The 20,065-nt window shown below is 70.9% G+C and carries 18 protein-coding genes; 9 read left to right on the forward strand and 9 right to left on the reverse strand.

Annotated elements, in window-relative coordinates:
• Positions 1-6 precede the first annotated feature (6 nt).
• The 3 genes from JIX56_RS04675 to JIX56_RS04685 are packed head-to-tail and all read right to left on the reverse strand — an operon-like array spanning position 7 to position 3,613.
• Positions 7-1,071: an iron-containing alcohol dehydrogenase family protein gene (locus JIX56_RS04675; protein WP_257537487.1), complete on the reverse strand. Its 1,065-nt coding sequence runs from the start codon at positions 1,069-1,071 to the stop codon at positions 7-9.
• On the reverse strand, positions 1,059-1,811 hold the full coding sequence (locus JIX56_RS04680) for a phosphocholine cytidylyltransferase family protein (protein ID WP_257537488.1): 753 nt from the start codon (positions 1,809-1,811) through the stop codon (positions 1,059-1,061). The genes JIX56_RS04675 and JIX56_RS04680 overlap by 13 nt, the downstream gene beginning before the upstream one ends.
• Positions 1,808-3,613, reverse strand: coding sequence for a CDP-alcohol phosphatidyltransferase family protein (locus tag JIX56_RS04685; protein WP_257550733.1), 1,806 nt, complete (start codon positions 3,611-3,613; stop codon positions 1,808-1,810). The genes JIX56_RS04680 and JIX56_RS04685 overlap by 4 nt, the downstream gene beginning before the upstream one ends.
• A gap of 403 nt (positions 3,614-4,016) precedes the next feature.
• On the opposite strand from JIX56_RS04685, the gene galE reads away from it, so the two are divergent.
• The 4 genes from galE to idi all read left to right on the forward strand — a co-directional run bounded on the left by galE (position 4,017) and on the right by idi (position 7,312).
• Entirely contained in the window at positions 4,017-4,988 is a 972-nt protein-coding gene (galE, locus tag JIX56_RS04690) for a UDP-glucose 4-epimerase GalE (RefSeq protein ID WP_257537489.1), read from the forward strand.
• A gap of 158 nt (positions 4,989-5,146) precedes the next feature.
• Positions 5,147-6,085, forward strand: coding sequence for a cation diffusion facilitator family transporter (locus JIX56_RS04695; RefSeq protein WP_257537490.1), 939 nt, complete (start codon positions 5,147-5,149; stop codon positions 6,083-6,085).
• Positions 6,082-6,594, forward strand: a complete 513-nt coding sequence (locus JIX56_RS04700) for a GNAT family N-acetyltransferase (RefSeq protein ID WP_443031773.1) — start codon at positions 6,082-6,084, stop codon at positions 6,592-6,594. Before JIX56_RS04695 ends, JIX56_RS04700 begins: the two co-directional genes overlap by 4 nt.
• A gap of 124 nt (positions 6,595-6,718) precedes the next feature.
• Complete coding sequence (idi, locus tag JIX56_RS04705) at positions 6,719-7,312, forward strand: isopentenyl-diphosphate Delta-isomerase (protein WP_257537491.1); 594 nt, start codon at positions 6,719-6,721, stop codon at positions 7,310-7,312.
• Between the two features lie 10 nt (positions 7,313-7,322).
• On the opposite strand, the gene JIX56_RS04710 is transcribed toward idi, so the two are convergent.
• The gene (locus JIX56_RS04710) at positions 7,323-7,838 is read right to left on the reverse strand and encodes an ATP-binding protein (RefSeq protein ID WP_257550735.1); all 516 of its coding nucleotides are present in this window, start codon (positions 7,836-7,838) and stop codon (positions 7,323-7,325) included.
• Positions 7,839-8,095: 257 nt separating this feature from the next.
• Here JIX56_RS04710 and JIX56_RS04715 point away from each other — a divergent pair, with 257 nt between their 5' ends.
• Complete coding sequence (locus JIX56_RS04715; RefSeq protein WP_257537492.1) at positions 8,096-8,839, forward strand: enoyl-CoA hydratase/isomerase family protein; 744 nt, start codon at positions 8,096-8,098, stop codon at positions 8,837-8,839.
• 18 nt (positions 8,840-8,857) lie between these two features.
• Here JIX56_RS04715 and JIX56_RS04720 read toward each other — a convergent pair whose 3' ends face one another.
• Together JIX56_RS04720 and JIX56_RS04725 are read right to left on the reverse strand one after the other, a co-directional pair.
• A complete protein-coding gene (locus JIX56_RS04720) occupies positions 8,858-9,493 on the reverse strand; it encodes a DJ-1/PfpI family protein (RefSeq protein WP_257537493.1) in 636 nt (211 codons plus the stop codon).
• Positions 9,494-9,504: 11 nt separating this feature from the next.
• Positions 9,505-10,464, reverse strand: a complete 960-nt coding sequence (locus JIX56_RS04725; protein ID WP_257537494.1) for a GlxA family transcriptional regulator — start codon at positions 10,462-10,464, stop codon at positions 9,505-9,507.
• 159 nt (positions 10,465-10,623) lie between these two features.
• Here JIX56_RS04725 and JIX56_RS04730 point away from each other — a divergent pair, with 159 nt between their 5' ends.
• The 3 genes from JIX56_RS04730 to JIX56_RS04740 all read left to right on the forward strand — a co-directional run bounded on the left by JIX56_RS04730 (position 10,624) and on the right by JIX56_RS04740 (position 14,278).
• Positions 10,624-11,490: an SCO6745 family protein gene (locus JIX56_RS04730; RefSeq protein WP_257537495.1), complete on the forward strand. Its 867-nt coding sequence runs from the start codon at positions 10,624-10,626 to the stop codon at positions 11,488-11,490.
• A gap of 85 nt (positions 11,491-11,575) precedes the next feature.
• Positions 11,576-11,719 (forward strand): LPFR motif small protein, encoded by a 144-nt coding sequence (locus tag JIX56_RS04735; RefSeq protein WP_257537496.1) that lies wholly within the window; start codon positions 11,576-11,578, stop codon positions 11,717-11,719.
• A gap of 159 nt (positions 11,720-11,878) precedes the next feature.
• Positions 11,879-14,278 (forward strand): Tex family protein, encoded by a 2,400-nt coding sequence (locus tag JIX56_RS04740; protein ID WP_257537497.1) that lies wholly within the window; start codon positions 11,879-11,881, stop codon positions 14,276-14,278.
• A 185-nt stretch (positions 14,279-14,463) separates the two neighbouring features.
• On the opposite strand, the gene JIX56_RS04745 is transcribed toward JIX56_RS04740, so the two are convergent.
• Both JIX56_RS04745 and JIX56_RS04750 read right to left on the reverse strand, forming a co-directional pair.
• A complete protein-coding gene (locus tag JIX56_RS04745; protein WP_257537498.1) occupies positions 14,464-16,104 on the reverse strand; it encodes an ABC-F family ATP-binding cassette domain-containing protein in 1,641 nt (546 codons plus the stop codon).
• 51 nt (positions 16,105-16,155) lie between these two features.
• On the reverse strand, positions 16,156-17,184 hold the full coding sequence (locus tag JIX56_RS04750; protein ID WP_257537499.1) for an oxidoreductase: 1,029 nt from the start codon (positions 17,182-17,184) through the stop codon (positions 16,156-16,158).
• A gap of 66 nt (positions 17,185-17,250) precedes the next feature.
• On the opposite strand from JIX56_RS04750, the gene JIX56_RS04755 reads away from it, so the two are divergent.
• Complete coding sequence (locus tag JIX56_RS04755) at positions 17,251-18,201, forward strand: FAD-dependent oxidoreductase (RefSeq protein WP_257537500.1); 951 nt, start codon at positions 17,251-17,253, stop codon at positions 18,199-18,201.
• Positions 18,202-18,333: 132 nt separating this feature from the next.
• Here the strand turns inward: JIX56_RS04755 and JIX56_RS04760 are convergent, their stop codons facing one another.
• Positions 18,334-20,058, reverse strand: a complete 1,725-nt coding sequence (locus JIX56_RS04760; RefSeq protein ID WP_257537501.1) for a BCCT family transporter — start codon at positions 20,056-20,058, stop codon at positions 18,334-18,336.
• Between the last annotated feature and the right edge of the window lie 7 nt (positions 20,059-20,065).

Genomic DNA, 20,065 nt, shown 5'->3' on the forward strand with positions numbered 1-20,065 from the left:
CGGAGTTCAGCTACTGATGGCTTTGGCATAGTCGGCGTATGCGTCCTTGATCTGTTCGGTACTCAGTTCGAGGTGCTCGAGGATGGTGTAGCGGCCCGGCCTGGTCTGCGGGGCGAACTCCACGACCTGGACGAACTCGTCCACGGTGAAGCCGATTTCGTCCGGGAGGACGGGCAGGCCGTGGTGGCGGAGGACTTCGGCCATCAGACCCGCCATGTCGTGGTTGCCGCGCAGGAACGTGGCGAACGCGCCGCCGAGGCCGCACTGTTCGCCGTGCAGGGCGTTGCGCCGGGGGAAGCTCAGGTCGAACGCGTGGCTGATCTCGTGGCAGGCGCCCGAGGCGGGACGGCTGTCGCCGGCCACGGACATGGAGATCCCGCACAGGACGAGGGACTCGGACAGGGTCGTCAGGAAGTCGTCGTCGCCGACGCCGCCGGGGTGGCGCAGCACGGCCTCGGCGGCCTGGCGGGCCATGGCGGCGGCCAGTCCGTCGACCTTCTCGCCGGTCTCCCGGCTGGACAGCTCCCAGTCGGCCACGGCGGAGATCTTGCAGATCACATCGCCGATGCCGGCCCGCACGAAGCGCACCGGGGCTTCACGGATGACGTCGAGGTCGATGACGATCCCGATCGGGTTCGGCACACCGTAGGAGCCGCGGCCCGCGTCGTTGTCGAGCGTCGCGACCGGCGAGCACAGACCGTCGTTGGCGAGGTTGGTGGCGACGGCGACCAGCGGCAGGCCGACCCGGGCGGCCGCGTACTTGGCGCAGTCGATGACCTTGCCGCCGCCGAGCCCGACCACGGCGTCGTAGTGACCGCCCTTCTTGATCGAGTCGGCGAGCCGTACCGCACCGTCGATGGTGCCGTCGGCGTCGCAGAACCAGTCGGCCTCCGGCAGCGCCGGGGCGAACCGGTCGCGCAGAGCGGCGCCGGAGCCGGGGCTGATCGCGAAGGCCATCCGGCCCGACGGCGCGATGCGCTGGTCCGACAGGATCGTCGCCAGGTCATCGAGCGCGCCGGGACGGATGTCCACGACGATCGGCGAGGGGATGAGCCTCGTCAGTACTGGCACGCGATCTCACGTCCCTTGGCGAGGTCGTCGTGGTTGTCGATCTCGACCCAGTTGACGTCGCCGATGGGGGCCACGTCGATGCGGAAGCCGCGGTTCACGAGCTCCTGGTAGCCGTGCTCGTAGAACTGCTGCGGGTCCGTCTCGAAGACCGTCTTCAGGGCGTCGGCCAGCTCGTCGGCGGCCTCGCCCTCGATGAGGGTGACGCCGATGTACTCACCGGTCGCCTCGGCCGGGTCCATCAGCTTGGTGATCTTCGACATGCCGCCCTCGGGGCCGACGACGACCTTCATCTCCTCGTCGGCGAGGGACTTCACCGTGTCGAGGGCGAGGATGATCTTCTTGCCGTCGCCGCGGGCGGCGAGCAGGGTCTTCTCGACGGAGACCGGGTGCACGGTGTCGCCGTTGGCGAGGATCACCGAGTGCTTGATGGCGTCACGCCCGCACCACAGGGAGTAGGCGTTGTTCCACTCCTCGGCCTTGTCGTTGTCGATGAGGGTGATCTTGACCCCGTACTTGGCCTCCAGCGCCTCGCGGCGCTCGTACACGGCCTCCTTGCGGTAGCCGACGATGATCGCGACCTCGCTCAGGCCGATCTCGGCGAAGTTGCCGAGGGTGAGGTCGAGAACGGTGAGGCTCTCCTCGTCGCCTTCGGGGCCGACCGGCACCAGTGCCTTGGGCAGGGTGTCGGTGTAGGGGCGAAGACGCCGTCCGGCGCCGGCCGCCAGCACGAGGCCGATCATGCGGGTTCTCCTTCATCGTGTACGGCGGGTGCGCCGGTTTTATGGGCGGTCACCCAGAAGCGGATGCTCTCGAGAAGCACCAGCAGCGCCACGGCCACGGCGAGAGCCGTGAGCGCGACCTTGAAATCTGTGGGCGCGAGCAGCGCGGCCAGGACGGTGACCAGCAGGGTCCTGCCTTCGTGTCCGCCGATCGCCCGCACCAGCCACCGAGGCGGCGCTCCGGCGTCGCCGCGGATGCGGTACACCGTGTCGTAGTGATGGTAGGCGACCGCGCCCACCAGCCCGAAAGCAACTGGAAGGGCTCCGTTCACTTCGGCTTTGGCTGCGAGTACCAGGACGGTGCCGTATTCGGCGGCGCGGAACAGTGGGGGAATCAGCCAGTCGAGGGCGCCCTTGAGGGGGCGCGCGACGGCGTCCGCGGACACCACGACGTAGACGGCGGCGGCGAAGACGACCGTCCAACCGGGTCCGTCGAACCAGGCCGTGAGCACCACGACAACGGCACCGGCGAGGGCCAGGAGCCGCGCGACAACCGCGTATCGGCTCGGCGCGATACGCGTGAGCGCCTCGGCCAAGGGCCCGCTGTCCGCCAGGTCCGCCAGCGCCCGCGCCGCCCGGTCGGTCCGCCGCGCCTTGCGCGTCAGCGACCGCAGCACACGGCCCGCTGTGGTGTAAGTCGCAGCGAACGCGCACCCGATGAGCAGCGCGTAGAAGGTGATACGAGGAGTGGTGACCGCCGTGAGGACGGCGATCATCGCCCAGCGCTCGCCGATCGGCAGGACGATCATCCGCCGCACCCAGACCGTCCAGCCGACGCTGTCGAGCTTGCCGGAGAGGGCCGCGGTGGGGCTGGTGTTGGCGGTGGCGTCGTGATTCGCCTCGTTGAAGGAGAAGTCGACGACGTGGCGGCAAGTCTGCAGGACCATCGCGCCGAGGGCGAGCGCCCATACATCGTCACCGCCGCGCGCGGCTCCTAGGGCGAGGCCCGCGTAGTAGGCGTATTCCTTGGCGCGGTCGAAGGTGGCGTCGAGCCAGGCGCCGAGCGTCGAGTACTGCAGCGAGTAGCGGGCCAGCTGGCCGTCGGTGCAGTCGAGGACGAAGGAGAAGATCAGCAGCAGACCGGCGGCGACGAAGCCGCCTCGGGTGCCGGTGGCCGCGCAGCCCGCCGCGATCAGGGCGGTGATCAGCGAGGCCGTGGTGACCTGGTTCGGGGTCAGGCCCCTGCGTGCGCACCAGCGGGCGAGGTAGCGGGAGTACGGGCTGACGCAGTACGTGGTGAAGAAGCCGTCGCGGGACTTCACCGCCGTACGCAGCCGTACGGCCTCGTCGTCGACGTCGGCGACCGCCTGGCGGGCCTCGTTGCGGGCCTGCGGGTCGGCGGGGACGACGGCGACCAGGGTGCCCAGCTCGGGCCGGTGCAGGGTGACACCGTCGGCGTCGAGGGCGGCGATGACCCGGTCGGCGAGGTTGTCCACGGCGACCGCGGTGGTGCCGCTCGCGGCGGAGCTCTCGCGGGCCAGCGCCCGGATCAGCGCCGGACGGGCGGTGGCCCGCACGGTCACGGCGCCCGGCACCGCCGCGGCCTCGAAGCGTGGGTCGGTGAGCCCGAGGCGCAGTGCGTGCGCATGGCCCACGAACCGGGCGTCGACGATCGCGACCCGCTGACCTGCGGGAACCGTCGCCAGGAGCGTCTCGGCGTCACCGGCGCCGGAGGCGACCCGCACGTCGAAGCCGAGCGACCGCAGATCGCCCTCCAGCGACGATCCGGGCACCGGCTGACCGGTGAGGATGGCGGTCGACAGACGAACTCACTCCCTGGGTGCCGACGCGACCGCGCCGGACATGTACGTGGTTTGGGGCGCCCCGGCCCTGGGGCCCGGCGGCGTGTCGGCAGAGGTTATCGGATGAAGAGAAGCAGACGTTCACCGCCCGTTCACGGCCCGATCAGTTCGACCTGCTCAAGCCGTCGGCCCTCCGCCGCGATCATCATCGGGGATTTGAGGGTTGTGCCACAAACTCCTGTGTGGGATATCGGTTGATAGGGGGCAAAGGGAGGGGGCCACCCCTCGACAGGAGGCCGCCGGCCGCGCCCCTCAAGGGGCCCGGGGAACTGCGCGACCAGCCACGAACGAAGCCGCACCCGCCAACCCTGCACACCCCCTACGGCGAATGGGCACAACAAGCACCCCACATAAGGTTGACCGCATGACATGGCTGATCACAGGCGGGGCGGGCTACATCGGCGCACACGTGGCGAAGGTCATGACCGGCGCCGGCGAGCAGGTCGTGACACTCGACGACCTGTCCGCCGGGGTCCCGGGCCGCCTCCCGAAGAGCATCCCCCTGATACACGGCTCCGCCCTCGACGGCGACCTCCTCAAGCGCGTACTCGCCGAGCACGCCGTGACCGGCGTGGTCCACCTCGCGGCCCGCAAGCAGGTCGGCGAATCCGTCGCCCAGCCCACCCGCTACTACCAGGAGAACGTCGGCGCTCTCGCCACCCTTCTGGAGGCGTCCGCCGGAGCCGGCGTGCGGCGTTTCCTCTTCTCCTCCTCCGCCGCCGTCTACGGCAACCCGGACGTGGACCTCATCACCGAGGACACCCCGTGCGCCCCGATGAGCCCGTACGGCGAGACCAAGCTCGCCGGTGAGTGGCTGGTCCGTGCGGCGGGCGAGGCGCACGGCATCGCGACCACGTGTCTGCGCTACTTCAACGTGGCGGGCGCCGCGGAACCGGCGCTGGCGGACACCGGCGTCTTCAACGTCGTCCCGATGGTCTTCGACCGGCTCACGCGCGACGAGGCCCCGCGGATCTTCGGGGACGACTACCCGACCCCGGACGGCACCTGCGTCCGCGACTACATCCATGTCGCCGACCTGGCCCACGCACACCTCGCGGCGGCCCGCCATCTCACCGCCGAAGGGGGCGCGGGCGATCTCACCGTGAACATCGGCCGCGGCGAAGGCGTTTCGGTCCGCGAACTCGTCACCCTCATCGGCGAGGTGACCGGCGACCGCCGGCCCGCGCTCGTCGAACCGCGCCGCCCCGGCGACGCGCCCCGCGCGGTCGCCTCGGCCGCGCTGGCCGAGCGGGAGCTCGGCTGGACGGCCCGGCGCGGGGTACGCGAGATGGTCGAATCGGCCTGGGAGGGCTGGCGGCTGAACCACGGCCTCTGAACGGCCACCGATCATGGGCACCGCTCTGACCTGCATATCGTTTCCGCAGGTCAGGGCACATGACAACGGTGTTCAGTGCCGCGTTGCCTGGTACCCCCCGCCCGTAGTTCACTGTGATCGCGAGCCGAACACACGAGCGCACTGAGAGGGCGGTTTCCATGGGGGCTGGGCACGATCACGGGCACGCGCATCACGCGCCGACCAGTGGTACGGCGGCAGCGGCGTACCGCGGGCGGCTGCGGATCGCGCTGTCGATCACGCTCACCGTCATGGCGGTCGAGCTCGTCGGCGGTGTTCTCGCCGATTCGCTGGCGCTCATCGCGGACGCGGCGCACATGGCGACGGACGCGGTGGGCCTTGGCATGGCGCTCCTCGCGATCCACTTCGCCAACCGCCCGGCGACCGGCAACCGCACCTTCGGTTTCGCGCGCGCCGAGATACTCGCGGCGCTCGCCAACTGTCTGCTGCTGCTCGGTGTCGGTGGCTATGTGCTGTACGAGGCGATCCAGCGCTTCATCACGCCCGTCGGAACCCAGGGCGGGCTGACCGTCGTGTTCGGTGCGATCGGTCTCGTCGCGAACATGATCTCGCTGACGTTGCTGATGCGGGGCCAGAAGGAGAGCCTGAACGTACGGGGAGCCTTCCTGGAGGTGGCCGCGGACGCGCTCGGCTCGCTGGCGGTGATCATCTCCGCGACGGTCATCCTGCTCACCGGCTGGCAGGCCGCGGACCCGATCGCCTCACTCGTCATCGGCCTGATGATCGTCCCGCGCACGGTGAAGCTGCTGCGCGAGACCCTCGACGTCCTGCTGGAGGCGGCGCCGAAGAACGTCGACATGGCCGAGGTACGAGCCCACATACTGGCGCTGCCGGGTGTGGAGGACGTCCATGATCTGCATGCCTGGACCATCACCTCCGGGATGCCGGTGCTCTCCGCCCATGTGGTGGTCGGCTCCGACACGCTGGACTCCATCGGCCACGAGAAGATGCTGCACGACCTCCAGGGGTGCATCGGCGATCACTTCGACGTCGAGCACTGCACCTTCCAGCTGGAGCCGGGCGGCCACGCGGAACACGAGGCGAAGCTGTGTCTGTGACGACCGACTGGACGACGCGACCGGAGACCTCCGCGGACCGAGAGGGGGTGTACGGCGTCAACGCCGCCGCCTTCGAGACCGACGCGGAGGCCAGGCTGGTCGACGCGCTGCGTGAGGACCCCGACGCATGGCTGCCGGGGCTGTCGTACGTGGCCGAGGCGCCGGACGGCACGATCGCGGCGTACGCGCTGATCACCCGCTGTCATGTGGACGAGGTGCCCGCGCTGGCGCTGGCCCCCGTCGCGGTGCTGCCGGACCATCAGCGGCAGGGGGCTGGTGCGGCCGTCGTACGCGCGGCGCTGGAGGCGGCACGCGCGCGTGGGGAACGGCTCGTCCTCGTCCTGGGGCATCCCGAGTACTACCCGCGCTTCGGCTTCGTACGTGCGTCCGAGTACGGCATCCGGCCGGGTTTCGACGTGCCGGACGCGGCGATGATGGCCCTGGTGCTGGACGGTTCCCCGTCGGTGGCATCCGGCGCCATCAGGTATCCGGCCGCCTTCGGGGTCTGACACGCGGCCGGCGGGTGTTCCACGAGGAGGTGCACGGGTAGGACATGCGGGTTGGCGCGAAGTGCCGGGAGCGCCGGTTTCGTGCGGCAGACTTGAGGCTCGAAGAACGAGGCGAAGGATGGGCATGCCGATCACACCTGCCACCGCGGTGCAGAGTTCGCAGAACGGAACCACGGAAGCGATCCTGCTGGAACTGGTCGACGAGGACGGCACCACGATCGGCACCGCGGAGAAACTGGCCGCCCATCAACCACCCGGGCAACTGCACCGGGCGTTCTCCGTCTTCCTCTTCGACGAGCGCGGCCGGCTGCTGCTCCAGCAGCGCGCCCTCGGCAAGTACCACTCCCCCGGCGTCTGGTCGAACACCTGCTGCGGCCATCCCTACCCGGGCGAGTCCCCCTTCGCGGCGGCGGCGCGGCGGACGCACGAGGAGCTGGGCGTCTCCCCGGCGCTGCTCGGCGAGGCGGGCACGGTCCGCTACAACCACCCGGACCCGGATTCCGGCCTGGTGGAGCAGGAGTTCAACCATCTGTTCGTCGGGCTGCTGCAGGCCCCGCCCCGGCCGGACCCGGAGGAGGTCGGGGCCACCGCGTTCGTGACCCCGGCCGAGCTGGCCGAGCGGCACGCCGAGGACACCTTCTCGTCCTGGTTCATGACGGTCCTGGACGCGGCCCGTCCGGCGGTCAGGGAGCTGACGGGCCCGGCCGCGGGCTGGTGACCGCGTCGCCTCACCCCTGGATCAGGTATGCGGGTTTGAGCGGCAGGGCGGCCCAGATCACCTTGCCGCCGCTCGCGGTGTGCTCGACGTCGCAGACCCCGCCCGCCTCCAGGGTGATCTCGCGCACCAGGAGCAGCCCACGGCCGCCGAGCCGGCCGTGGTCGGCCTCCAGGGCGGTCGGGCGGTAGGGGTGGTTGTCCTCCACCGAGACCCGCACCCACTCGGCTCCGACGGCGACCTCGACGGCGAGCGTGGGCGACAGCAGCGCCGCGTGTTTCACGGCGTTCGTCACCAGCTCGGAGACGATCAGCAGAAGGCCTTGGACGAGGTCGTCCGAGATCGGCACACCCTGTCGGGCGAGCAGGTCCCGGACGGCGCGCCGCGCCTGCGGCACCGAGGCGTCGACGGCGGCAGCGGTGAACCGCCAGACCCCTTCGTAAGGCAGTGGCTCCGGCGGCCTCGGGGCGTCGGGTACGTGCCCGTCGCCTCCAGGGCGTGGGTCGCTCCCGCGCCCTTGGTCGTCCATTGTCCGGTCGCCACCCTTGCGCTCGATTGTCACCACATGTCGAGTGTTGGTAACTCAGCGCCGTTCACGGAGACCTGAACAGAAGTCAGCGTGTATCGGCGACTTTCAGATCGCCGGTGTTCGAGCTGGGCCGCCGTACGACTGCCTCCGTTCGGGGCGTGCCGCTTTCGGAACTATTCGGGTTGTACGGGTTTGACGCCGGACCCGCCCGCACCCCCCTCAGCCGGTCACTCTCCGTGAGGGCTAGCATCGCGGGCATGGAGCCCCAACTGCTGGACACCGTCGCCGACGGGGTCGCGACCGTCGTCGTCCACCATCCGGCGAAGCGCAACGCCATGACGGCCGGGATGTGGCGGGCGCTACCGCCGCTGCTGGACCGGCTGGCCGCCGACCCCGCCGTACGGGCACTGGTGCTCACCGGGGAGGGCGGGACGTTCTGCGCGGGGGCCGACATCTCCACGCTGCGGGAGTCCCCCGGCGAAGCGCAGGAGTGGGCCGGGCTCGCCGAGGAGGCCCTCGCGGCCTTCCCGAAGCCGACCCTCGCGGCGATCCGCGGGCACTGTGTGGGCGGTGGCGCACAGCTGGCGGCGGCCTGTGATCTGCGGTTCGCGGAGGAAGGGTCGCTCTTCGGGATCACTCCCGCGAAACTGGGGCTCGTCTACCCGTCCTCCTCCACCCGGCGGCTGGTGACACTGGTCGGGCCGGCCACCGCCAAGTATCTGCTGTTCTCCGGTGAGTTGATCGACGCGGAGCGGGCGCTGCGTACGGGGCTGGTGGACGAGGTGCTGCGCGAGGGCGAACTCGACGAGCGGGTGGCGGAGTTCACGCGGGTGCTGGTCTCCCGCTCCCAGCTGACACAGGCGGCGGCCAAGGAGTTCGCGAACGGCCGCACCGACCGCGACGCCCACTGGGCCGAGCAGGCGCGCGGCAGCGGCGACACCGCCGAGGGCGTCGCCGCTTTCCTGGAGCGCAGACAGCCCCGGTTCACGTGGACGGTGTGAGGCCTCCTGTCCGGTGGGTCACATCAAGGCGAAACGACTGTTGGTGCGGAACTCCTCCACGAGGTGGGCGGGCGCCTTGTGCGGAGCGCCCGCGTCGTAGGGCGGCTGCGGGTCGTACTCGGTCATCAGCTGTACGGCCTGCGCGTGTTCGTCGCCCGCGATCCGGCCGACGAGGGTGAGGCCCATGTCGATGCCTGAGGACACACCGGCCGCGGTGACGTACTTTCCGTCCGTCACGACCCGCTCCCCCGTCGGCTCGGCGCCGTACTGCTTCAGGAAGTCCAGGGCCAGCCAGTGGGAGGTGGCGCGGCGGCCTTCGAGGAGCCCCGCGCCGGCGAGCAGCAGGGAGCCGGTGCACACGGAGGTCGTCCAGGTGCTCGTGCGGTCGGCGCTCCGGAGCCAGTCGAAGAGACGCTCGTTCTCCATCTGTTCGAACTGGCCGGGGCCGCCCGGGACGACGACGATGTCCGGGCTCGGGACCTCGGCGAGCGTCTTGTCGGCCGTGATCGCGAGAGTGCCGGTGTCGGTGCGTACGGGACCGGTCTCCTCGGCGACGAAGACGAGGTCGGCGTCGGGGAGACGACCGAGCGTCTCGTAGGGGCCCACCGCGTCGAGTGCGGTGAAGCGGTCGAAGAGGACGATGGCGATCTGCATGGGGGTTCCCTTCAGTGGGTGGGAGCGGAAGCCGGGCGGAAGCGGCGGCGGTACTCCGCCGGGGCCGTGCCGAGGGCCTTCACGAAGGCGCGGCGCATGGCTTCGGAGGTGCCGTAGCCGCAGGTCCGGGAGATCTCCTCGACTCCGTCGGAGGTGTCCTCCAGGAGGCGGCGGGCGTGTTCGAGGCGGACGCGGTCGACGTACCGGCCCGGGGTCATGCCCGTCTCGGCCTGGAAGGCGCGGGCGAAGTGGCGGGGTGAGAGCCGGGCGCGGGCGGCCAGGCTCTCGACGCTCAGGTCGTCGCCGGGATGCTCGGTGACCCACTGCTGAACCTCGCGGAGCGGTTCCCGCCGGGCGGTCTGGGCGGCGAGCTGGGCGCTGAACTGGGCCTGGTTCCCCGGTCGGCGCAGGAAGACGACCAGGTGGCGGGCGATGGCGAGGGCGGCGTCGCGGCCGATGTCCTCCTCGACGAGCGCGAGGGCGAGATCGATGCCGGAGGTGACGCCGGCGGAGGTGGCTGTCTGTCCGTCGCGGATGTAGATGGGATCCGGGTCGACCTCGATCGCCGGGTGGTCGCGGGCCAGCTTCGCGCAGTACGCCCAGTGGGTGGTCGCGCGGCGGCCGTCCAGGAGGCCCGCCTCGGCGAGCAGGATCGCGCCGGTGCACACCGAGATCAGGCGCTCGGCGCGCGGGCCGTGCCGGCGCAGCCAGGCGACGATCTCCGGGGCGGGGTGCCGGGTGCCCTGGCCGCCCGGGACGAGCAGGGTGTGCGGGGCGGGGGCGTCGGCGAGGGCGTGGTCCGGGACGAGGGTGAGGCCGCTGGAGGTGCGGACGGGCGTGCCGTCCAGGGAGGCCGTGCTGATGCCGTACGTCCCCGGCGTGTGCTGTTCGGCGCCGGCGAAGACCTCCACCGGGCCCGTGACGTCGAGGCTCTGCACGCCGTCGAAGAGGACGACCAGGACAGTTCGCATGTCCTCGATTCTTGGGCGGAGGGGCCATGACCGCAATGACGAGTAACCCACCTTTCCTGCCACGGGTGGCCGCGGGAATGCCGCCTGAGGCGGCCGGGACTTCTGGTCGGCACAGATCCACCCCTGCCATACCTACCAACCAGTCGGTAACCTCCGGGCATGACCTCTTCTCTGCCGGAGCGCGCCGGGCGGCGCTGCCACAGCCTCCTCAATCCGTTCCACTCCGCGCACTACTTCTCGCCGGATCTCGGGCGGGAGCTGGCCGCCGTGGGCGTCGAGGACGCGAGGGCGGCGTACTTCGCGGTGCGGGCCGCGCCGATGGGCGGGGTCGGCGCGGGTGTGGTGACGGCAACGTTCTTCAACTTCCGGTACGAGCTGGTGGCGAAGCACGTGCCCGCCGTGTGGGAGACGGCGTCGCCGCCGGTGGTACTGGCCGCCCGTGCACGTGCCGTCGACGCCACCCTGCGACGGCTGCTCGGCGAGGAGCTGATCGCCTCCAAGGAGGTCGCCGAGGCGGCGGAGCTGGCGCTGCGCGCCACCGAGGCGTGCGCGAGGACCGCGCGCCCCCTGTACGCCGCGCACGCCGATCTCCCCGTACCCGAGCGCCCTCACCTCGCCCTCTGGCACGCGAGCACGCTGCTGCGCGAGCACCGGGGCGACGGGCATCTCGCGGCGCTCATGGACGCCGGCCTCGATCCGGTCGAGGCCCTGGTCAGCCATACCGCGACCGGCAAGGGCATGTCCCCGAAGTGGGTCCTCGGCACGCGCGGTTGGACCCGGGACGATTGGGACACGGCGAGCGCGCGGCTCAGGAAGCGCGGACTGCTCGACGCCGAGGGCGAGCTGACGGAGACGGGCGTCGCCTTCCGTCAGCAGATCGAGGCCGCGACGGACCGCCTCGACCTGGCGCCGTACGAGCATCTGGGCGCGGCCGGGGTGCAGCGGCTCACCGAGCTGATGAGCGGACTGGTGACGGTTCTGCTCTCCGCGGGGGCGTTCCCGGCGGGGATGACGGGCAAAAGCTGAGCGGATCGGTTCGGGCATGAACGGTGCGGGGCGCGGTACTCGTCCTTTCCTGGCCCAGCCAGCCGGGAAAGGAAAGGGGAAATACGTGTTCCGTGCGATCGCAGATGTGTTGCGCCAGATCGGTGGGGCCATCGCGACGGTGGTGACGCTGCCGTTCCGGGCCCTGGCCCGGCTCTTCGGCGGCGCGTCCAGCTCGACGCGCCGCACCGGGCGAGCCCGTCGGGCCTGAGTACGGCCGGGACGTAGACCTCCGGAGCCGGACGCGACCACGCGTCCGGCTCCCCGTCTGTCCGGGGACGACCGTACGAGTATCACGCCCTGTCCCCCGCTGTCGGTGCCACCTGCCACAATTGCCGCGCAACCCCAGTGGAGAAGGCGGTACGGGATCGTGACGACACCCCTCGTAGGGTCCATCGAAGGCAGGATCGCCGAGGAACTCGGCGTACGGGAGCGGCAGGTGAAGGCCGCGGTGGAGCTGCTCGACGGCGGTTCGACCGTGCCCTTCATCGCCCGCTACCGCAAGGAAGCGACCGAGATGCTCGACGACGCGCAGCTGCGCACGCTCGAGGAGCGGCTGCGCTATCTGCGGGAGCTGGAGGAGCGGCGCACCGCGATCCTCGACTCCGTGCGCGAGCAGGGCAAGCTGACGCCCGAGGTCGAGGCGCAGATCCGCGGTGCCGAGACCAAGGCGCGGCTGGAGGACATCTATCTGCCCTTCAAGCCCAAGCGGCGGACGAAGGCGCAGATCGCCCGCGAGGCCGGTCTCGAGCCACTGGCCGAGGGGCTGCTCGGCGACCCGACCGTCGACCCCCTCGCGGCCGCCGCGGCCTTCGTCGACGCCGACAAGGGCGTCGCCGACCCGCAGGCCGCGCTGGACGGCGCCCGGGCGATCCTCACCGAGCGGTTCGCGGAGGACGCCGACCTGATCGGCGAGCTGCGTGAGCGCATGTGGGTGCGGGGCCGGCTGGCCGCCAAGGTGAAGGACGGCAAGGAGGAGGCGGGCGCCAAGTTCGCCGACTACTTCGACTTCGCCGAGCCGTTCACCGAGCTGCCGTCCCACCGCATCCTGGCGATGCTGCGCGGCGAGAAGGAGGACGTCCTCGACCTCGTCCTGGAGCCGGAGGAGCCCTCCGAGCAGCCCGGTCCCTCGTCGTACGAGGGGATCGTCGCCCATCGTTTCCAGATCGCCGACCGTGGGCGGCCCGCCGACAAGTGGCTGACGGACACGGTCCGTTGGGCCTGGCGGACGCGCATCCTGGTCCACCTCGGCATCGACATGCGGCTGCGGCTGCGGACGGCCGCCGAGGACGAGGCGGTGAACGTGTTCGCGGCGAACCTGCGCGACCTGCTCCTCGCCGCCCCCGCCGGCACGCGCGCGACGCTGGGGCTGGACCCCGGCTTCCGTACGGGCGTCAAGGTCGCCGTGGTCGACGCGACCGGCAAGGTCGTCGCCACCGATGTCATCTATCCGCATGTCCCGGCCAACAAGTGGGACGAGGCCCTCGCCAAGCTGGCGCGTCTCGCCAAGGAGCACGCGGTCGAGCTGATCGCGATCGGCAACGGCACGGCGTCCCGTGAGACGGACAAGCTCGCCGGTGAACTGATCACCAAGCACCCGGAGTTGAAGCTCACCAAGGTGATGGTGTCCGAGGCCGGCGCGTCCGTGTACTCGGCCTCCGCCTTCGCCTCGCAGGAGCTGCCGGGCATGGACGTCTCGCTGCGCGGCGCCGTGTCGATCGCGCGCCGTCTCCAGGACCCCCTCGCCGAGCTGGTGAAGATCGACCCGAAGTCGATCGGTGTCGGGCAGTACCAGCACGACCTGTCCGAGGTGAAGCTGTCGCGGTCGCTGGACGCGGTGGTCGAGGACTGTGTGAACGGCGTCGGCGTCGACGTGAACACGGCGTCCGCGCCGCTGCTCGCGCGGGTCTCCGGCATCTCCTCCGGGCTCGCCGAGAACATCGTCGCGCACCGGGACGCCAACGGTCCGTTCAAGTCGCGTTCCCAGCTGAAGGGCGTGGCACGGCTCGGCCCGAAGGCGTACGAGCAGTGCGCGGGCTTCCTGCGGATCCGGGGCGGCGACGATCCGCTGGACGCGTCCAGCGTGCACCCGGAGGCGTACCCCGTCGTGCGGCGGATGGTGAAGACCTCCGGTCAGGAGGTGGCGGCGCTCATCGGCAACACGGGGGTCCTGCGGTCGCTGCGGGCCGACGCCTTCGTCGACGAGACGTTCGGTCTGCCGACCGTGACGGACATTCTGAAGGAGCTGGAGAAGCCCGGGCGTGACCCTCGGCCGGCCTTCAAGACGGCGACCTTCAAGGAGGGCGTCGAGAAGATCTCCGACCTGGTGTCCGGGATGGTCCTGGAAGGTGTCGTGACGAACGTGGCGGCCTTCGGGGCGTTCATCGACGTCGGTGTCCACCAGGACGGGCTGGCGCATGTCTCCGCGCTGTCCAAGACGTTCGTCAAGGACCCGCGGGATGTGGTGAAGCCCGGTGACATCGTCAAGGTGAAGGTGCTCGACGTCGACATTCCGCGGAAGCGGATCTCCTTGACGTTGCGGCTGGATGACGAGGCCGCGCCCAAGGGGCAGGGACAAGGACAGGGGCAGGGGCAGCCGGGTGTGGCTGGGCGGCCTCAGCGGGGGGCTCGTGGGTCGCAGCCGCCTCGGCAGCAGGGGCGTGGGGGTGGTGGCGGTTCCCGGCAGGGGGGTGCTGCGGCGGCTCCGGCGAACAGTGCGATGGCTGACGCGTTGCGGCGGGCGGGGTTGGTGGATCCGAAGCGGCGCTGAGTGGTTCGGCGGGGGTTTCTCGCCCCCGCCGCCCCTACCCGTTCCCATCCCAAGGGGCTGCGCCCCTTCGACCCCCCGGAGCGGGTCCGTCGTGGTTGCTCGCGCAGTTCCCCGCGCCCCTGAAAAGCAGGGGCGCGGGGAACTGCGCGACCAGCCGCCACCCACCCGCCGCCAAAACGACGCCCTCAGCTCTCCGTCACCTTGCCGGCCTCCACAGTGACGCGGCGTGTCACTCGTACCGCGTCCAGCATGCGGCGGTCGTGGGTGACCAGGAGCAGCGTGCCCTCGTAGGAGTCGAGGGCGGATTCGAGTTGTTCGATGGCGGGGAGGTCGAGGTGGTTGGTCGGCTCGTCGAGGACCAGGAGGTTGACGCCTCGGCCCTGGAGGAGGGCCAGGGCCGCGCGGGTGCGTTCGCCCGGGGAGAGGGTGACCGCCGGGCGTAGGACGTGGTGGGCCTTCAGGCCGAACTTGGCCAGGAGGGTGCGGACCTCGGCAGGCTCGGTGTCGGGGACGGCCGCGCAGAAGGCGTCGAGGAGGGGCTCGGGGCCGAGGAAGAGCCCTCGGGCCTGGTCGACCTCGCCGACGAGGACGCCGGAGCCGAGGGCGGCGTGTCCCGTGTCCAGGGGGATCCGGCCGAGCAGGGCACCCAGGAGGGTCGACTTGCCCGCTCCGTTCGCGCCGGTGATGGCGATACGGTCCGCCCAGTCGATCTGCAGGGACACCGGGCCGAAGGCGAAGTCGCCCCGCCGCACCTCCGCGTCGCGCAGGGTGGCGACGACGGCACCGGAGCGCGGTGCGGCCGCGATCTCCATGCGCAGCTCCCACTCCTTGCGGGGCTCCTCGACGACGTCGAGCCGTTCGATCATGCGCTGGGTCTGCCGGGCCTTCGCGGCCTGCTTCTCGCTCGCCTCGCTGCGGAACTTACGGCCGATCTTGTCGTTGTCGTTGCTCGCCTTGCGCCGCGCGTTCTTGACGCCCTTGTCCATCCATGAGCGCTGCATCTGGGCGCGGTCCTGGAGGGCGGACTTCTTGTCGGCGTACTCCTCGTAGTCGTCGCGGGCGTGCCGACGGGCCGTCTCGCGTTCCTCCAGGTAGGCCTCGTATCCACCGCCGTAGAGGTGGATCTCGTTCTGGGCGAGGTCGAGTTCGAGGACCTTGGTGACCGTGCGGGTGAGGAACTCGCGGTCGTGGCTGACGACGACCGTGCCCGCGCGCAGGCCGGAGACGAAGCGTTCGAGCCGTTCCAGGCCGTCCAGGTCGAGGTCGTTGGTGGGCTCGTCGAGGAGGAAGACGTCGTAGCGGGAGAGGAGGAGGGAGGCGAGTCCGGCGCGGGCGGCCTGGCCGCCGGAGAGGCCGGTCATGAGCTGGTCGAGGTCGACGCCGAGGCCGAGGGAGTCGGCGACCTCCTCCGCCCGCTCGTCGAGGTCGGCGCCGCCCAGGTCGAGCCAGCGCTCCAGGCTGGTGGAGTACGCGTCGTCCGCTCCCGGCGCGCCGTCGACGAGCGCCTGGGTGGCCTCGTCCATCAGGCGCTGGGCTTCCGCCACACCCGTGCGCCGGGCGAGGAACTCCCGTACGGTCTCGCCCTCCCTGCGCTCCGGCTCCTGCGGGAGGTGGCCGACGGTCGCCGTGGGCGGGGAGAGCCGCAGCTCGCCCTGCTCCGGCGGGAGCAGACCGGCGAGCAGCCGGAGCAGCGTGGACTTGCCCGCGCCATTGGCGCCGACGAGCCCGATGACATCCCCGGGGGCGACGACGAGGTCGAGCCCGGAGAAGAGCGAGCGGTCGCCGTGGCCGGCGGCGAGGTTCTTGACGACGAGGGTGGCGGTCACAGGGGGCGATCCTAACGACAGGGGGGCGGCTCCTCCCAGCGGCCTCGGATCTCACCGCGCCATCGGCTCCACCAGCACCGTCCCCGAGGTCCGGGCCACGATGAACGATTCTCCCTTCACGGCCTTCGGGTCCAGTCCGATGCGGTGTCGGCCCGCCGGGAGGATTCCGTCGAAGAACCTGTACGTGTGGGTGCGGTACAGCCGGTCGAGGCGGTAGGCGGTGAGCTCCACCCGGCAGGTGGAGGTGATCTCGATGCCGGCCTGTCCGCCGGCGGCGACGAGGCGGGTGAGGCGGCGCTGTTCCGCCGGGCTGCGGTCGAGGGCGTGTTCGATCTGGGCGACGAGGAGGGGGATGATCGGGGCGAGCCCGTCGACGTACGCGACCTGGACTCCGGCGCGGTCGAAGGCCAGCCGTACGGCGGCACGGTCCGCCTCGCCGACGGCCTGTCCGAAGGCCACCGCCCCGTAGGAGCGCAGTTCCTCGGCGGGCACACCGGTGGCGTCCTGCGCTATGTCGGCGCCGATCCCGATGGCGCGCAGCGCGGCGGCGAGTTTGGCGAGCACGGCGACGCGGGCACCGATGAGAAGGACCCGGCGCCGGGCGGACGGCTCGGCGGCGTTCTCCCGCAGCAGGGACTGCAGTGCGCTGCGGTACTCGGGGCCGTGGAACCGGAAAGGACCGATGCCCGTGTAGCCGTTGAGCTTGAGGTCGGCCTCCTCCTCCGTCTGCCAGGCGAAGTCCCGCCACACATAGTCGTCGCCGGCCCGCTCTATGACCGCGGTGACGGCTCCGCAGGCGAGGTCGGCGCATTCGGGGCAGCCGTAGATGACGTACCGGCCGCGCGTCAGGGGTGCCTCGGCCTCCAGGAGCAGGCTGCGCACCTGGGCGGTGAAGATCGAGGGCGGGACGTCGGAGGCGAGTGGGGAGACGGCGTCGAGGTCGGAGAGCTGGAACAGCAGCGGGCGTCCGTCGACGATGAAGTCCACGAAGTCCCGGTGCGCTTGGTAGTCACCGTTGGCGAGGACGCCACCGGCTCGCATCGCCGGTGCCAGGCCGAAGGTCGCGTACTCGGCAGACATGTTGTGAGTATCCCCACAAAGACAGACTTGTGAGCACTGCATGACATATTCCGCTAACGTCCCTGGGTGACCAATGAATCGAACAGCGATGTGATAGTGGTCGGTGGCGGAGTCGTCGGTCTCACGACGGCCGTCGTTCTGGCGGAGAGCGGCAGACAGGTCCGGGTGTGGGCACGGGAGCCCGGGGAGCGGACGACGTCCGCCGTCGCGGGCGGATTGTGGTGGCCCTACCGGATCGAACCGGAGGAACTCGTCGGCGAGTGGTCGCTCGTGTCCTTGGCCGTCTACGAGGAGTTGGCGGGCCGGCCCGGCGAGACGGGCGTACGCATGGTCGAGGGCGTACATGGCGAGACGGCGCTGGACGGGCTCGGTGAGTGGGCCTCGCGGGTGGCGGGGCTCCGGGTGGCGACGGCCGAGGAGTACCAGGGCGTCGGCCTGTGGGCGCGGCTGCCGCTGATCGACATGCCGACCCATCTGCGGTGGCTGCGCGAGCGGTTCGTCGCGGCGGGCGGGGCGGTGGAGGAGCGGACGGTCACGGACCTCGCGGCGGTCGACGCGCCCGTCGTCGTCAACTGCACGGGACTGGGTGCTCGGGAGTTGGTGCCGGATCCCTCCGTCCGGCCGGTGCGGGGGCAGCTGGTCGTCGTGGAGAACCCCGGGATCAGCACCTGGCTCACGTCGGTGGATCACGCCGGGTCCAAGAGTACGTACTTCATACCGCAGCCGGGTGGATTGATCCTCGGCGGTACGGCGGAGGAGGACGCGTGGTCCTTGACGCCGGATCCGGTGATCGCGGAGGAGATCGTGAAGCGGTGTGCGGCGGTGCGGCCGGAGATCGCCGGGGCGCGTGTGCTCGACCATCGCGTGGGGTTGCGGCCCGCCCGGCCGGCGGTGCGTCTGGAGCGGGAGCTCCTGCCGGGCGGGCGGGTGTTGGTGCACAACTATGGGCACGGTGGGGCGGGGGTCACGGTGGCCTGGGGTTGTGCGGAGGTCGCTGCGCGGCTGGCCACCGTTTGAGCGCGGCTCCGGAAAGGACGGGTAGTCGGTCGGCTGCGGGTTGTGGGGGTGGTCGCGCCCACGCGGCGGAGCCGCACATCGATACGGCCCCGCGCCCCTAAGGGCGCGGGGCACTCCACCCCCCTCGAATCGTTACTCGGCGCGATGGCCGATCGGGTCGCCCTCGGTCTCCGTGCCCGCCCCCGGGCCGACCCGGATCTCGAACTCGCCGTCGTAGCGTTTGTGGCCCTCGATGACGGCGAGCTCGACCGCCTCGGAGGCCATCTCCTCGCGGACGATCACGTGGTCCCGGCGCAGGTCGCGCATCAGTGAGACGCACATGCCGACCATCACCAGGACGAAGGGCGCGGCGGCGAGGATCGTGAGGTTCTGCAGACCGGCCAGGGCGTCGCCCTGGCCGCTGCCGACCATGAGCATGATCGCGGCGACGGCTCCGGTGACGACGCCCCAGAAGACGACGACGAAGCGCCCGGGTTCGAGGGCGCCGCGTTGGGAGAGCGTGCCCATGACGATGGACGCGGCATCGGCCCCGGAGACGAAGAAGATGCCGACCAGGATCATCACAAGCAGGCTGGAGACCGTGGCGATGGGGAAATCGTGGAGAACGGCGAAGAGTTGGCCCTCCGGCGTCGCCTCCTCACCGAGCCGTCCCTGCTGCTGGAGCTTCATCGCCGTACCGCCGAAGACCGCGAACCAGACAAGGCTCACCGAGCTGGGGACGAGGATGACGCCGCCGACGAACTGGCGGATGGTGCGGCCGCGGCTGATGCGGGCGATGAACATGCCGACGAAGGGCGTCCAGGAGATCCACCACGCCCAGTAGAAGACGGTCCAGCTGCCGAGCCAGTCGGCCACGCCCTCGCCGCCGGACGCCTCGGTCCGGCCCCCGAGCTGGGGCAGGTCGCCGAGATAGGCGAAGACCGAGGTGGGCAGGAGGTCGAGGACGAGAATGGTCGGGCCGGCGATGAAGACGAAGGCGGCCAGCACCAGGGCCAGCACCATGTTGGTGTTGGACAGCCACTGGATGCCCTTCTCCACACCGGACACGGCGGAGGCGACGAAGGCCAGGGTCAGGACGGCGATGATGGCGACGAGCAGACCGGTGCTCACCTTGTTCATCCAGTCCAGTTCCGTCAGACCGGAGCCGATCTGGAGGGCACCGAGGCCGAGGGAGGCCGCCGAGCCGAATATCGTGGCGACGAGCGCGAGGATGTCGATGACCCGGCCGCCGGTGCCGTTCGCGTGTTTCTCGCCGATCAGCGGGGTGAAGACGGCGCTGATGGTCTGCCGGCGGCGTTTACGGAACGTGCTGTAGGCGATGGCGAGGCCGACCACCGCGTAGATCGCCCAGGGGTGCAGCGTCCAGTGGAAGAGGGTGGTCGCCATCGCCGTTTCCATGCGCTCGCCGGACCCCTCGGGGTTCGTGCCCGGCGGGGGCGCGGTGTAGTGGGCGAGCGGCTCGCTGACACCGTAGAACATCAGGCCGATGCCCATGCCGGCGCTGAACATCATGGCGACCCAGGACACCGTGCGGAACTCGGGCTTCTCGCCCTCCACTCCGAGGTGGATACGGCCGTAGCGGCTGACCGCGAGCCACAGGGCGAAGACGACGAAGCAGGAGGCGGCCAGCATGAAGGCCCAGCCACCGTTGTGGAGCAGGGCGCTCAGCATCTTGCCGGACGCGGTTTCGAGCGAGTCGGTCCAGAGGGCACCCCAGAGCACGAAGGCCAGGGTGAGCGCCGCCGTCACTCCGAACACGACGCGGTCCGTCCGGGGCCGCCCGCCGCCGGAGAGACCCGCCTCCGAGCCTGGAAGCGCGCCTCCCCCGTGGTGGGTGGTTCGATGATCGTGCGTCACAGGTGGA

The organism is Streptomyces sp. CA-210063 (genome assembly GCF_024612015.1).
In the GTDB taxonomy this organism is placed as follows: domain Bacteria; phylum Actinomycetota; class Actinomycetes; order Streptomycetales; family Streptomycetaceae; genus Streptomyces.

What these genes read in the sequence shown, in the direction of transcription:
- JIX56_RS04695 (WP_257537490.1), top strand. Translation starts at nt 5,147, where the DNA reads ATGGGGGCTGGGCACGATCACGGGCACGCGCATCACGCGCCGACCAGT.
- JIX56_RS04715 (WP_257537492.1), top strand. Translation starts at nt 8,096, where the DNA reads ATGGAGCCCCAACTGCTGGACACCGTCGCCGACGGGGTCGCGACCGTC.
- JIX56_RS04725 (WP_257537494.1), bottom strand. Translation starts at nt 10,464, where the DNA reads ATGCGAACTGTCCTGGTCGTCCTCTTCGACGGCGTGCAGAGCCTCGAC.
- JIX56_RS04730 (WP_257537495.1), top strand. Translation starts at nt 10,624, where the DNA reads ATGACCTCTTCTCTGCCGGAGCGCGCCGGGCGGCGCTGCCACAGCCTC.
- JIX56_RS04710 (WP_257550735.1), bottom strand. Translation starts at nt 7,838, where the DNA reads ATGGACGACCAAGGGCGCGGGAGCGACCCACGCCCTGGAGGCGACGGG.
- galE (WP_257537489.1), top strand. Translation starts at nt 4,017, where the DNA reads ATGACATGGCTGATCACAGGCGGGGCGGGCTACATCGGCGCACACGTG.
- JIX56_RS04720 (WP_257537493.1), bottom strand. Translation starts at nt 9,493, where the DNA reads ATGCAGATCGCCATCGTCCTCTTCGACCGCTTCACCGCACTCGACGCG.
- JIX56_RS04680 (WP_257537488.1), bottom strand. Translation starts at nt 1,811, where the DNA reads ATGATCGGCCTCGTGCTGGCGGCCGGCGCCGGACGGCGTCTTCGCCCC.
- JIX56_RS04750 (WP_257537499.1), bottom strand. Translation starts at nt 17,184, where the DNA reads ATGTCTGCCGAGTACGCGACCTTCGGCCTGGCACCGGCGATGCGAGCC.
- idi (WP_257537491.1), top strand. Translation starts at nt 6,719, where the DNA reads ATGCCGATCACACCTGCCACCGCGGTGCAGAGTTCGCAGAACGGAACC.